The following is a 13,771-nucleotide window of genomic DNA, read 5'->3' as shown; positions in this document are numbered from 1 at the left end:
TTTGGAGAAAAACAATTGAAAATAAAGCAAAATTATTACGTATTCTATTATTTTTTGAATTTTTTAGAAAATTATGTTGAATTATTGGAGAGAGATAGTATAATGAAAATATAGTTACATATATGGTTAATAATTCCTTTATATAAGGATTTATTGGTATAAAATAGTGACTATAATCTTATAAAATGAAGAAATGAGGCGATTTTAATGATTAACATGATTCAATATTTAGAGCAAAATCCGACGCTGGTGACATTGTTAAAAGAAAAAAAAGCTTCTCTCATTGGTGTAACAGCATTAGAACAAAAGGCAATTTTGGATTCGTTTGATGAAGATGTATGTTTAGAAAATGGAATTTGGTATTGACATTAATTAAAGAGAAATGGTTTTGGCTTGCTGTAGGTATTTATTTAACTCTAGGCTTTTATGTCCTTTATGTTACCTACAGCACGCCTTTTGTAAGCATAAAAATACAGGAAGAAAATGGACAATGGATTATTAAAGAACCATATTATAAAGAATGGGCAACTGATCAAAAAATATCTGTTGGAGATATTGTTATAAATGTCGATGGAGTCAAAGTCGATGAAGTTTCAAATATTACATATGATTCCAAAATTCGAGCAGCAAATACATTAGAGATTTTAAAGCAAAATGGTGAAATTCTCTATGTTCAAATAAATCACTTAGATATTCCCCAACAATTTTATTATCTCTTTTTTTTTCCTGCATGTTTCTTTTTCCTTACGTTATTGATTACTTTTTATTTAAAAATAACCCAAAAAGGAACAACACTTTTAAATTTACTAATGTATTTTATGTTAGTTATTTCAATAGCTTATGTAAGTAGCGGTGCATCTGGACGACTAGATAATCTAAGTATGATTATTAACCGTGGGAGTATGTTACTTTGTTTAGTAATATTAATTCATTTTTTAAAAAAATATTTTTCTTTTTTAAATTTAAAATGGATTTTTATTAAAAATATTTCCATTCTTTACGTATTACCTTTAATAGCAATCTTTATAAGTATCATTAGCATAATTTTCCCGAAAATTAACCCATTATTTTCTACTGTTATATTATGGACATTTTTTATATTATTAATTTCCAATCTAAGTATTTTAATTGTAGGATACTATAGATATAAATCCTCTCAATTGAAACTATTGTTAATAAGTGTTATTACACCGTTTTTACCATTTCTCTTTTTATATGCAGTACCTGTAATTTTGTTTAATCAGTATGTAATTTCTGCAGATATATGTTCTTTATTTTTAATGCTTATCCCGTATAGCTTCATTTTCACACAACTAACTGAACGTATTTTCGATATGGAGTATTTCATTTCTCGATTACGTTATTATTTCAATTTCTCATTTGGCTTTACCATATGGCTGTTAATCGGTCTCTATTTATTTGCGGATCTATCCATTTCACGAATGACGGAGATTTTCTTTTTTGCCTTTCTATCGTTAATGGCGTTGTTTTACATAAAAGAGCGGATTGATTACCGTAAACGGAAAATTTTATTCTCTACAAAAGGGGACTACATCCACCGCTTGTATACGACCGTTGAGAGTATTGGTAGAGTGGTGAAGATTGAGGATTTATTGGAGAGGTTTGTGCAGGAGGTTGTGGTCCAGCTTGAGATGGAAAGTGTGTATGTGCTCACTTACGATTTTCAAACACATCAAGTTACCTTAACAAATAAATCCAAAGAATACACGCAGCATCAAATAGACGAGGTACTAGTTGAACGATTAGGCTTAGGGGACATAAAAAAAACAGATCATTTCTATATCGCCTTTATTCATCAAGATGTGAACTATAAACGAATCCTTGTTGTGGACCATAATAAAACGATTTATCTCAAGGATGAGGAATTACTATGGTTAGAATTGTTATTGCTCTATTTAAATAATTTTATCGAAAACACGAAAATGGTTGAGGAGCTTTTGAATCAGTTAAAGCATATGAAAGAGGCTGATAATCGACAGCTACCATGGCTCAATAAATTACTTTGGCTACGTTTCGAGGAGGAAAAATATCAGTTAGCACAGGAACTTCATGATACGATTTTACAAGAACAACTGCACATCGCAAGGGAGATGGATGTCCTCATGCATGCAAAAGAAAAAGAGGAGATCCCATCTAAACTTATAAAACTTCATGAACATATGATTATCTCACTGAATGATTTAAGAGGCTATTGTGAAAATTTAAAGCCACCTCTGCTAGATACATTGGGCTTAAATGCAGCCCTCGAAAAATTAATCCAAAAAATCCATAAACGTGCTAAATTTGTTTTGATTTATACGATTGACCGTCTCTATTTAGAGGATGAACGTTTAAATTTAATGATTTATCGCCTGTTCCAAGAATTATTAAATAATGCTTTAAAACATTCCTATGCCAATACTGTTGAAATACATTTACTAGGCACTGAAGAAGGCTTTCAAATTTTGTACAGTGATGATGGTGTAGGTTGTAATATAGATGATATTCTACTTGCCGATTCCATGGGCATACAAGGTATGCAGGAGCGAGTTCAAGCTTTTAATGGGAAATTCGCCTTAGACAGCAAAGTAGGAGAAGGGATGACGATTCATATCCGAGTAAGTGAAACCCAACATACGAATCCCTATGCCTATAGGACCCTGACCCGACCAACTTATATGATACGAGGATAACCAGATGAAGCGGAAGCATAAGTGCATACATTTTTTTAACACCTTTTAATCTCATCGTAGATGCTACGAATGCGGGTTAGAAGGCTTTTGTTTGAAGTTGTGTTTATTTAAATGCATTGATAAATCAAAAATAATAAAATGATATCAAAAAAATATTATTTTGCAAAATGAGAATCAGGAGAAAATACACTTTTTACAATACTTACCGTAGAATCAAGGAAATTATGGCCATATGACCGATATAATTCATTAGAAGGATTGAGGAGGTCAATAGATTTGAATAAAAAATTATTTTTAACAGCAGCAGCTATTCCTGTAGCACTTATTGTTCCAACTGTAGCAGGTGCAACTGAACTAGTTTCAGTCAGTGGGAAAAATATTGTCAATGAAACATTGAAAGTGGATAAATTACCAAATGAAACTATCGTCAATGCTTATCAATGGTATTACCTAGAGGAAATTACTGGTGAAGAGGGTTCAACAAATAAGCCGATTCCTGGTGCTACGTCCATTTCCTTAAAAGTGCCCATCGAAGCAGCTGGAAAAACCATTTTTGTGGAAGCAACTACGACAGAAAATAAAAAATTTCAAAGTGAACCACGCAAAATTCAGCCATTAGATCTTGAAATCACCATTCCAACGTTAGAAGGTCAATCTTCTGGTTTTGCAGCACCTGGGGAAACAGTGAAAGTAGCTGGTATTACTGTCACTGATAAGAATGGTGCAGAATTGCAAAGTGGTCAAATTACATATAGTTATCAATGGTTTTATAAACTGGGTGATAACTCCTTTACTATCATAGAGGGAGCTACGGGTAGTACCTATACGATCCCAAAGGATGCTATTGAAAAGGATATTAAGAATATTGCTGTCACAGTTAAAGCAAAAGTGGGTCTTTCTTTTGCGGAATCTAAACTATCGGATACCATTACGGTCTCTAAACAACCAACTGATACTTTAACTAAAGAAATAAAAGAATTACTGGTCAACGATAATAAATATAATATGTCAAGCTTAGAAGAATTTGGTGCTAAAGTTGCGGAACTAGAAAAAAACTATCAATCTTTATCAGCAGCAGCTAAAGGGAATGTGTCCAATTACGATGTTTTAAAGCGAGCGCTTGCTGATGTTGAATTAATAAATAAGTTAAATGAAAAATGGAGCAAAATAGAGACTAGTAATGAAAAAGAAATTAAGGAAATAGAAGAGGCTTATAATAAGCTAGATCTGTTACAGCGTAGCTTAGATGTAAATGAGACCTTATATAAGAGCATTAAAAATCTATTAAATGAGCCAAATGATCTTGAAGAGATAAAAGCAGTGAGAAGTCTCAATCAAGCCATTATTAATTTACTAACTTATGAGAATTCACTTGTGAAATATGTAGCTGCTGATGTTGATTCCTTACAGGAGATTGTGAAGACGCTTGAAGCAGATATTGAGAAACTATCACAAAGCTACCGAGCCGCTGTTCAAAACCAAGCCATTTTGACTGAGGCTAAATCGGATATTAAAAAGGTCGAGCAATTTATTAAATCATTTGATAAATTAGCTACAAATATTACACCGAATAAACAAGTGACGACGGCTAAATCCATTCGAACAGCCTATGAAAAATTAACGTATAAACAATTAAAATTAGTGCCAGATGCGTATGTGCAACGTTTGACTACAGCAGAACGTGCTGAAGAAAGCCAAATTACAAAACTAAATCATGATATAGATAGCTATATTGGTGATGATGTCTATCCGTTCGATCCGTCTGCTGGTTCATGGCAAAGTCATGTCAATAATGTCAATCAAATGATCAAAGAATACAAGAGCTTAACGAAAGCCTCAGCAGCACAAATTATTGGCTATGATAGTCTTGTTACCTTACAGAAAGATTTAAAAGCAGCCGAAAAAGTAAATAAAGATATGGATGCGTATCAAAAGTTATCTGCAACCACTGGTGTTACGGAAAGTAAACTTAATTCAAGCTATACAAGTACTTTAAAAGCTTATAATAATCTTACGAATTTACAGCAGTCACTTGTATATAATGCTGAAGATTTTTTACTAAACACGCCAAAGATTTCTGTTGATGGCAATGGTAAAGTGCCTACTGATAAAGCAGCAGCAGAGGCGTTAAAGACAGATATCGCCAAATTTGCGGATGTGACGAAATATTCATTCAATCAATTAGAAACGGCTGTTGATACAGCTACCGAATCCTATAAAAAATTGTCTTCAGCTGCAAGAAAATATGTGACAAATTATTATTTATTAACGGCGGCAAAGAAGGATATTACGGGTGTGAAATCATTCTATAAAAAAATACAGACTGCTAGAGAAGAAACAGATGCTGCGAAAAAAGCTAAAAAAATTGAAACAGTGCAAAAAGCTTATGCAAAATTACCAGCGAATCAGCAGCATTTAGCAAAAGAACAATATGAAGCTTTATTAAAAAATCAAAATATCGATGAAAATGCATCGAAGCTTACACAGCTAAATAATGACATTGCTACAATTGTTTCCAATAATCTCTATGTCGTAACGATTGAAACAATTAAAAATCTTTCTACGCAGTATAGTAGTCTTAGTTCAAGTGATAAAAAGTTGATTACGAATTATGATATTTTAAAAACAGCGCTTGCAGATGTGAAAAAAGTGGAAAGCTTTATGAAGACCTATGAGAAATCCTTTGCGACTAATCCAAGCACCGTTATCAAGGCATTTGAAAAGCTTACATCTAAACAAGTGAGCCTGATTGATGCAGGGACTCGACAATTGATTATTGATCAGCAAAAAGGACAACAGCAAACGAATGAAAATGCGTTGTCGCTAATTGAATCGATCAATTTACTTCTTGAAAAAGGCGAATATATTGATGGTTTGCAGGAGAAAGTAAGTGATATCCGTAAAGCCTATGATGCATTGAGTGATGCTGATAAGAAGGTTGTTAAAAATTATTCGAAGCTCACACAAGCAGAGGGTGATTTGAAAAAGGTTGACGAGGTGCATACTAAATACGAACCAGCAGGGGGCGATGAAACAGCGCGCAAAGCATGGAAAACTGCCTATGGTAAGCTTTCTAAAAGATTAGAATTACTTTATACAAAAATGTATCCAACTGAGCAATAATAGTTACTTCTAGATGGCCTCGAACAGTTTTCGAGGCTTTTCTTTATACATAAGATTTGTCTAGTAATTTGATTGTCCGCTATACTAGGTACAACAAAGGAAGAAATAGTTTACATAAAGATGGTAGTTTCACAAAGAAGGTAGGAACAAAAGATGTATAAAATAGGTGTTGTTGGTCCCATTCAATCCGTTGAAAGAATCATTGGATTAGCGAGAGAAATCGAACAGGATATGGAATTTATTCCGTATATATATAAAGTGGCGACAGAAACAAAGCATCTTGTGGAGACACATAATCAGGCTGTAGATTTCTGGCTATTTTCTGGCTACATTCCCTATAAAATTGCCAGTCAAACGAATGTTTCCAAAGATAAATTGACCCATATTATTTTTTCCGAAGCGGCCATTTATCGAGGTTTTTTAGAGCAGTCCTATCAACAAAAAAAGTTTATTGAAAATGTCAGTATTGACATTATCCCCTCGCCTTCTGAAATGGCTTCAGAAAGTCTTGCGGAGATTCAGAATAATGTTCATCACATGTATCTAAAGGAATTTGATGTGGCTATTGATCCACAAGAGTTATTTGATTTCCACTATAGTCTTTGGCAGGCGAAAAAGATTGATTTTGCGATTACTTGTTATCCTTCTGTTGATGAAGAGCTGAAGAAACGTGGTGTTCCGTCTTATTGGGTTTCTCCGACAAAAACAGAAATTTATCATACGGTTCAGCTTTTTACAGAAAAGATCAAAACGTCCTATTATAAAGAAACGCAAATTGGTGCGGTCATGCTTGAAATAAAGGACTTCGATTCATTAAAAGAGCGCATGAAGCAAGGCTATCGTATTCAATATTTAGAGTTGCGTACGAAGGAAAATCTACTACAGCTCTGTGAACAGATTGATGGCTCTCTTATTGAAGAGGGGAACGGCAAATATACGATCTTTAGTACAAGAGGAGCTATTGAAGGGCAAATACGATTTTTACAAGAAAAAATGTATCAGTTATCGATTGAAATGGAGGCAAAGGTGACAGCAGGTATTGGTTTTGCTCAAACAGTGTTCAATGCCGAGTTACATGCTCACCGAGGACTAAGACAGACAAAGGAAAATGAAGCCATTGATATCGTGATGATACAGGATGATGGCACCATTATTGAATCGGTAGGGAATGTAGAAGAGCTATCTTATTCCTACCGAGCAGAAGACCCTTATATTTTAGAAAAACTAAAAAAAGGGAATATTAGTATTAAAACCTATATGAAAATCCATGCACTCGTACAGAAAATGCGTTGGAAGCATTTTACGACAAAGGATTTAGCGACACAGCTGCAAATGAGTGAAAGAAATGCCCAACGGATCGTGGCAGATTTATGTAATGTCGATTTAGCGAGAATTTGTGGAGAAGAATTGCAGCATACTCGAGGTAGACCTATAAAAATGTATCAACTTGTCTAAAAATTTATAATAATGTCCCATGCCAATAAGTGGTGTGGGACATTTTTTGTGCTTTTTTTAGAAGAAGCGCTTAATACAGATGAATCAACGAATTCAGCGACTTTTTAGGTAAATAATAAGGGGATGCGAAGACGATTATCTATTAGAAATTTTCAAAAAAATATTGTTTTTTCATTGAACTTTGATTATTATACGAATATATAACGAAATTGTCGGTATATAAGAGGGGGTTTATTGACAGGGGGCAATGATAATCAAGAACGGTCATGGCAATAAAGAGAAGATGTCTATATATGGGAGGGATATGAATGACAACAAATGAAGTAACGAAAAAATCTAGAAATGTCATCCTTGCACTATTATTTTTAGGCTGGTCTTTAGGGAATTTGGATCGCTACATTATGAACTATGCAGTCGTTTCGATTACAGGGGATTTGCAATTGGATGCATCTTCTACGGGAATTATTTTAAGCGCTTTCTTTTTAGGCTATGCCATTATGCAAATACCGGGTGGCTGGCTTGCTGATAAATTTGGTGCAAAACGAGTTTTATTGATGGCGGTTATCATGTGGTCTATTTTCACGGGCCTAACGGCGATTGCTTGGTCTTTAACAGCGATGATTGTGATTCGCTTTTTATTTGGCATTGGCGAGGGTGGATTTCAGCCATCAAGCTCTAAGATTATAGCTACGATCTTCCCGAAAGAAGAAAGAGGCAGAGCAATGTCCATTATGCTTACTTCTGGTGGGATTGTCTCACTCATCGTGCCGCTGCTAGCTGCCTATTTATTAGGAACGATTGGCTGGCGCATGATGTTTATTATCATTGGGGCCATTGGCGCAATAGTTGCCTTTTTATATTGGAAATATATTAAACTTCCGCAAGACGAAACAGCTACAGCTGAAACAGAAAATCCTGCGAATAAAGTGAATTTTAAAGAGTTATTGAAAACACCACTAATGTGGAATTTAATTATTGCTTATTTTTGTATTTATGCAGTGAACTGGGGATTAGTTTCTTGGATTCCAACATATCTTCAAAAAAATCGAGGCTTGGATTTAATGTCCATTGGTTGGGCACAAACAATACCTGCCATTACAACGATCATAGGTGTTTATGGTAGCGGATATATCATTGATAAGTTACCAAAAGGGATGGATAAAGTGTTAGGCTCTATCTCCTGCGCAGTTATTGGTCTTTTATTGTATTTAATGTTTACTGCCGAAACAGTAACGTTATTTATTGGCTACCAAACGGTCGTGTCAATCTTTATTGCATTTGTCATTACATTACTACCTGTTATTGTACTGAAGAAATTACCTTCTTCTATCACAGGTTCTGCAATGGGGATTGCCAATACAGGGGGGCAATTAGCTGGGTTTGTCACACCAATGGCGATTGGCTTTATGGTTGATGCCTTTAATGGCTCCTTTGATGCAGCCTTTTGGATGTTAATTGGCTTTGCGCTTATCTGTATCGTGTCGCTTGTCACGCTAAACGACCAAAAAGGAACACTGTTAAAAGCATAATGAAAGTGGAGGAATGAAAATGAGTTATCATGAAAAAATTTCGGCATTAATTGAAGCAAAACAGCAAGCTACGGTAGCATTAAGCGATGCAATTTGGGCTGTGCCTGAGCTTCATTTTCAAGAAAAAAAATCGATGCAATATATGAAAGAGGCACTAGAAAAAGAGGGCTTTCAAACAGACGTTGGTGTTGCTGGTCTTGAAACGGCGCTTGTTGGAACTTATGGTTCTGGAAAGCCTGTCATTGCCTTTCTAGGTGAATATGATGCGCTTCCCGGCTTGAGTCAAAAAGGTGGGGCAACACAACATGAACCTCTTGTGGAGGGTGGAAGCGGACATGGTTGTGGTCATAACTTATTAGGTACAGGCGCATTCGCAGCTGCTGTAGCTGTGAAGGATTATTTAGCGCAAAATCATCAATCAGCAACAATCCGTTTTTACGGTTGCCCTGCAGAGGAGAATGGATCTGGTAAAGCTTATATGGCAAAAGCTGGTCTTTTCGATGATGTTGACATCGCGATTTCTTGGCATCCAGGTACTTTTTCGACCGTGATGACGTGTAGTTCTCTAGCAAACTATGCCGCAACCTTTAAGTTTACGGGCAAAAGTGCGCATGCGGCGGCTGCACCACATCTTGGGCGAAGTGCTTTAGATGCTGTTGAGCTTATGAATGTTGGGGTAAACTACTTACGAGAACACATCATTCCTGAAGCGCGTGTGCATTATGCCATTACGAATTCAGGTGGAACTTCGCCAAATGTAGTTCAACCATATGCAGAGGTAACGTATCTTGTTAGAGCACCTAAAAAGCAGCAAGTGCAGGAAATTTATCAGCGCGTAGAACATATTGCAAAGGGTGCCACAATGATGACAGGGACGTCAGTGGACATTGAGTTTGAAGGAGCTGCTTCGGATTTGATTACAAATAAAACGCTTTATGATGTAATGTATCAACAAATACTTGAAATTGGCATGCCAGACTATACAATAGAGGATGAACAGTACGCGCAGGCTATTTTCAATACATTTACGCCAGAAGTACAGGCTGCTTCATTAGTAGGCTTGCGTAAAGAGGATGTCAAACAATTACAAGGAAAAGTGATAGCTGATCATGTTCCAGGCATGCTACCTGAATTTATTATGGGTGGCTCTACAGATGTTGGAGATGTCAGCTGGAACGTACCAACTGTGCAGTGTACAACGGTATGTATGGCATTAGGGACACCATTACACACATGGCAGGTGGTGTCTCAGGGAGTTATGCCAATTGCGCATAAAGGTATGCTACAGGCTGCTAAAATTATGGCTTGTACAGCTTTAGCGTTGCTGGAAAATCCCGTATACATTGAAGAAGCGAAAAAGGAATGGCAAGAACGGCTTGATGGAGAAACATATCAATCATTAATTCCAGAGGGCACACAGCCACCTAAGCGCTAACAGGATAGAGTCTTCATAGGAGAACTATGAAGGCTCTGTTTTTGCCTCATTTGAAAGGAGAACGCGACATGTCAACACAACCCAATCATCAGCATCATCTTGTAGCACAGTGGGTATCACAGTATCGTGCAGCTGCCAACGAAGGGCAATGTGCTAGTTATATCCCTGCCTTAGCCCAAAAAGATCCCAACCAATTAGCTGTGGCAATTATTGGGACAGATGGCCATGAAATCAAAGCAGGAAATACCGAAGAACTATTTACCCTTCAAAGCGTTTCCAAGGTCATCACATTTATATTAGCCTGTATGGATCGAGGCTTGCCATATGTTTTAGAAAGAGTAGATGTTGAACCAACAGGAGATACCTTTAACTCAATTATTCGCTTAGAAAGCCATCAGCCAGGTAAACCCTTTAATCCGATGATTAATGCTGGGGCTATTACGGTGTCCTCCATGTTGGCTGGTCATTCTCCACAAGAGAAGGTCACAAAGATTCTACAATTTTTAGAACAAATCATCGGCAAGCAATTAAGTATCAATGAAGAAGTGTTTGAGTCAGAGTGGCAAACGGCTAATCGTAATCGAGCATTGGCGTACTACTTAATGGATTCTGGCTTTCTAGATTGTTCAGTAGATGCGGCCCTTGAGGTTTATTTGAAGCAATGTGCAATTGAAGTCAATGTATCAGATTTAGCTATGATTGGCTTAGTTATTGCCAATGATGGCTATCACCCACTGTTAAAGAAACAGCTATTCCCTAAACAAGTGGCGAAATTAGCGAAGGCTTTGATGGTGACATGTGGTATGTACAATGCCTCAGGGAAGTTTGCAGCATTTATTGGCCTCCCCGCAAAAAGTGGTGTATCAGGTGCGATTCTTGCCGCTGTTCCAGGCCATGCAAGCCTGAACTCCCCGTTTCCTACTGGCTGTGGTATCGGAATTTACGGACCAGCGATTGATCCAATAGGAAACAGTGTGGCAGGTGTACAGTTGCTGAAACATCTAGCAACAGAATGGGATATGACAATATTTTAATAAGTGAAGATGATTTCAGCGCTTTGTCTGAAGTCATCTTTTTTTCATTTTGTAAATAATAAATAAAGCGATAAACCAAATCGGTGTTAATAGCAGTGCTGTACGCGTAGCCTCAGAAATAAACATCACAATTAATAGAAAGGCAAAGAACGCAAGCACGACATAGTTGATAAAAGGTGTCAGCGGTGCTTTGAAGGTTGAAGCTTCATGTAAGGCACGTTTTTTTCGTTTGTAGATGATGTGCGAAATGATGATAATGCTCCACACCCATATAAAACAAATCGCACTAATCGTCGTCACAATACTAAAGGCGTTCTCTGGCATCAACTTACTTAATAGAGCGCCAACTGATACAACAATAGCAGATATAACGAGTGCATTACTTGGCACACTATTTCTGTTGAGCTTTGCAAATGCTAGAGATGCCTGTTTGTTGTTGCCAAGAGTATAGAGCATCCGACTTGTGGAAAATAAACCACTGTTACCTGCTGAAGCGGCTGAAGTAAGGACAACAAAGTTTATAATACCAGCAGCAATCGGGATACCCGCTAATGTAAATACTTGGACAAATGGACTGCTTGAGGCAGACATTTCATACCATGGGTTAATACATAGAATGACAAATAATGCCCCTACATAAAAGAGCAAAATACGAAATGGAATTTTATTAATGGCAGATGGAATATTTTTTTGAGGATCTGCTGTTTCAGCTGCTGAAACTCCCACTAATTCCACACCAACAAATGCAAAGACAACCATTTGGAAGGCCATTAAAAAGCCATATATACCATTTGGGAACATACCCCCATGTGCCCACAGATTTTCAACTGCTACTGTTCCCGAGCTAGTTTGAAAGCCTGTCACTAACATAATAAGACCAATGATGATAAGTGCCACAATCGTAATAACTTTAATAATAGCGAACCAAAACTCTAACTCACCAAAAAGCTTAACCGTTAATAGATTGAGTAGTAACAACAATACGAGACAACCAATAGCGGGCACCCATTGTGGGATATCAAACCAATATTGTGTATAAACCCCCACTGCAATAATGTCTGCCATCGCCGTCATAATCCAACAGAACCAATATGTCCAGCCTGTTACATAACCTGCCCAAGGCCCTATGTATTCGGATGCAAAATCCGTAAATGATGTATAGCCTGCATTGGATAGTAACAATTCACCTAAGGCACGCATCACAAAAAATAGCGCAGTACCTACAATTAAGTAGGCTAGGATGATCGAAGGTCCTGCTAAGGCAATGGCTTTCCCAGAACCTAAAAATAAACCAGTCCCAATTGTTCCACCAATGGCAATAAGCTGCACATGGCGATTTTTTAAATCACGTTTTAATTGTTGCTGTTCCACGTTAATCCCCCTCAAGATGCATAAAAAACTATGACTGGAAAAATAAAAAGAGACTAGTTGTGACACTAGTCTCGGAAAAACGTCAGAATAACAAATACCATTTACTTGCAGATGTCTACATGAAATAGGTTGAATATTACATGTAGCATCGCTTATAAAAGCTGCTATTACTCCTCTGTCCTTTTGCCTGAGATAGTGAACCCTTCGGCGACGCAATGTGCGCTCTCTCCAGAACTGCTCCTGCTATAGTTTGATCCATAGCATTCATAGCTTATTAATTTCATAATCAAATATTATTGTAAGATACTATACATCCTATCAGTGCTTCCAAAATTATTCAACAATAAATTTTGACTATTTTCAGAAAAATAGAAGAATAGGGTTCGTAACTGGTATATCTCTAACGAAAAATAGGATTTTTGGTCATACAAAGTGTTTGATGATGGGGTGTTTAAAATGTGAGGTGTAGAGGCTGATTCTATGGAAGCTAATATAGTGATAATGAGCAATATTCTGAGGGGACTACTTTAAATGGAGTAGAAAGTGATGAATTTTATTAGGTATGCTCTGGAGAGAAGCGAAGTGCTCATACTTATTGGAAGATCGCTCATAGTAAGTGTCCAAGCGCTCCTCCTTATGAGGAAGCCGCTCCAAAAGTGTGTCGAAGCGCTCATCCTTATGAGGAAGCCGACCCAAAAGTGTGTCGAAGCGCTCATCCTTATGAGGAAGCCGACCCAAAAGTGTGTCGAAGCGCTCATACATATGAGAAAGCTGCTCCAAAAAGGTGTGAAAGTGCTCATACTTATGAGGAAACAGCTTCAAAAGAGTATCAAAGTGCTCATCTTTATAAGAAACCCGCTTTCAAAGAGTATCAAAGCGCTCAAACATATGAGAAAGCTACTCCAAAAAGGTGTGAAAGCGCTCAAACATATGAGGAAGCCGCTCCAAAAGAGTATCAAAGCGCTCCTCCTTATGAGGAAGCCGCTCCAAAAGAGTATCAAGGTGCTCATACTTATAAGGACCCCGCTCAAAAAAGGTGCCAAAGCGCTCATACTTATGTGAAAATCCGCTCAAAGACTTGGTATCAAAAAGTGAATTAAATTGCTTCTTGTTACTTTATCTTTTTCTGTC

9 protein-coding genes and 1 riboswitch are annotated in these 13,771 nt (G+C 37.0%); of the genes, 8 read left to right on the top strand and 1 reads right to left on the bottom strand.

Translation table 11 applies throughout. The features are described 5' to 3' along the window. Nucleotides 1–207 precede the first annotated feature (207 nt). The 7 genes from comX (at nt 208) to MHB40_RS16185 (ending at nt 11,269) form a co-directional block, all read left to right on the top strand. The gene (comX, locus tag MHB40_RS16215; RefSeq protein ID WP_205444302.1) at nt 208–366 is read left to right on the top strand and encodes a competence pheromone ComX; all 159 of its coding nucleotides are present in this window, start codon (nt 208–210) and stop codon (nt 364–366) included. Continuing rightward, the gene (locus MHB40_RS16210; RefSeq protein ID WP_205444300.1) at nt 339–2,693 is read left to right on the top strand and encodes an ATP-binding protein; all 2,355 of its coding nucleotides are present in this window, start codon (nt 339–341) and stop codon (nt 2,691–2,693) included. The genes comX and MHB40_RS16210 overlap by 28 nt, the downstream gene beginning before the upstream one ends. Before the next feature lie 276 nt (nt 2,694–2,969). Further along, on the top strand, nt 2,970–5,816 hold the full coding sequence (locus MHB40_RS16205; RefSeq protein WP_342532941.1) for a hypothetical protein: 2,847 nt from the start codon (nt 2,970–2,972) through the stop codon (nt 5,814–5,816). Nucleotides 5,817–5,969: 153 nt separating this feature from the next. Beyond that, entirely contained in the window at nt 5,970–7,271 is a 1,302-nt protein-coding gene (locus tag MHB40_RS16200) for a hypothetical protein (RefSeq protein WP_342440951.1), read from the top strand. Nucleotides 7,272–7,579: 308 nt separating this feature from the next. Then, nucleotides 7,580–8,800, top strand: a complete 1,221-nt coding sequence (locus MHB40_RS16195) for an MFS transporter (protein WP_205444297.1) — start codon at nt 7,580–7,582, stop codon at nt 8,798–8,800. Between the two features lie 19 nt (nt 8,801–8,819). Further along, nucleotides 8,820–10,235 (top strand): M20 family metallopeptidase, encoded by a 1,416-nt coding sequence (locus tag MHB40_RS16190; RefSeq protein WP_342532940.1) that lies wholly within the window; start codon nt 8,820–8,822, stop codon nt 10,233–10,235. Nucleotides 10,236–10,303: 68 nt separating this feature from the next. Continuing rightward, the gene (locus MHB40_RS16185) at nt 10,304–11,269 is read left to right on the top strand and encodes a glutaminase (protein ID WP_205444295.1); all 966 of its coding nucleotides are present in this window, start codon (nt 10,304–10,306) and stop codon (nt 11,267–11,269) included. 33 nt (nt 11,270–11,302) lie between these two features. Here the strand turns inward: MHB40_RS16185 and MHB40_RS16180 are convergent, their stop codons facing one another. Continuing rightward, complete coding sequence (locus MHB40_RS16180) at nt 11,303–12,640, bottom strand: amino acid permease (protein ID WP_342532938.1); 1,338 nt, start codon at nt 12,638–12,640, stop codon at nt 11,303–11,305. 165 nt (nt 12,641–12,805) lie between these two features. Beyond that, a riboswitch (glycine riboswitch) is annotated at nt 12,806–12,882 on the bottom strand. A gap of 304 nt (nt 12,883–13,186) precedes the next feature. On the opposite strand from MHB40_RS16180, the gene MHB40_RS16175 reads away from it, so the two are divergent. Next, nucleotides 13,187–13,702, top strand: coding sequence for a hypothetical protein (locus MHB40_RS16175; RefSeq protein ID WP_342440947.1), 516 nt, complete (start codon nt 13,187–13,189; stop codon nt 13,700–13,702). The last annotated feature ends 69 nt before the right edge of the window (nt 13,703–13,771 follow it).

Source organism: Lysinibacillus sp. FSL K6-0057, assembly GCF_038630885.1.
Lineage (GTDB): Bacteria > Bacillota > Bacilli > Bacillales_A > Planococcaceae > Lysinibacillus > Lysinibacillus fusiformis_F.
Note: the sequence above shows the minus strand (reverse complement) of the source record. Positions and strands in the feature narration are given on the sequence as shown.

Coding starts and splice junctions, on each gene's coding strand:
- MHB40_RS16175 (WP_342440947.1), top strand. CDS start 13,187: ATGAATTTTATTAGGTATGCTCTGGAGAGAAGCGAAGTGCTCATACTT.
- MHB40_RS16190 (WP_342532940.1), top strand. CDS start 8,820: ATGAGTTATCATGAAAAAATTTCGGCATTAATTGAAGCAAAACAGCAA.
- comX (WP_205444302.1), top strand. CDS start 208: ATGATTAACATGATTCAATATTTAGAGCAAAATCCGACGCTGGTGACA.
- MHB40_RS16210 (WP_205444300.1), top strand. CDS start 339: ATGTTTAGAAAATGGAATTTGGTATTGACATTAATTAAAGAGAAATGG.
- MHB40_RS16200 (WP_342440951.1), top strand. CDS start 5,970: ATGTATAAAATAGGTGTTGTTGGTCCCATTCAATCCGTTGAAAGAATC.
- MHB40_RS16195 (WP_205444297.1), top strand. CDS start 7,580: ATGACAACAAATGAAGTAACGAAAAAATCTAGAAATGTCATCCTTGCA.
- MHB40_RS16185 (WP_205444295.1), top strand. CDS start 10,304: ATGTCAACACAACCCAATCATCAGCATCATCTTGTAGCACAGTGGGTA.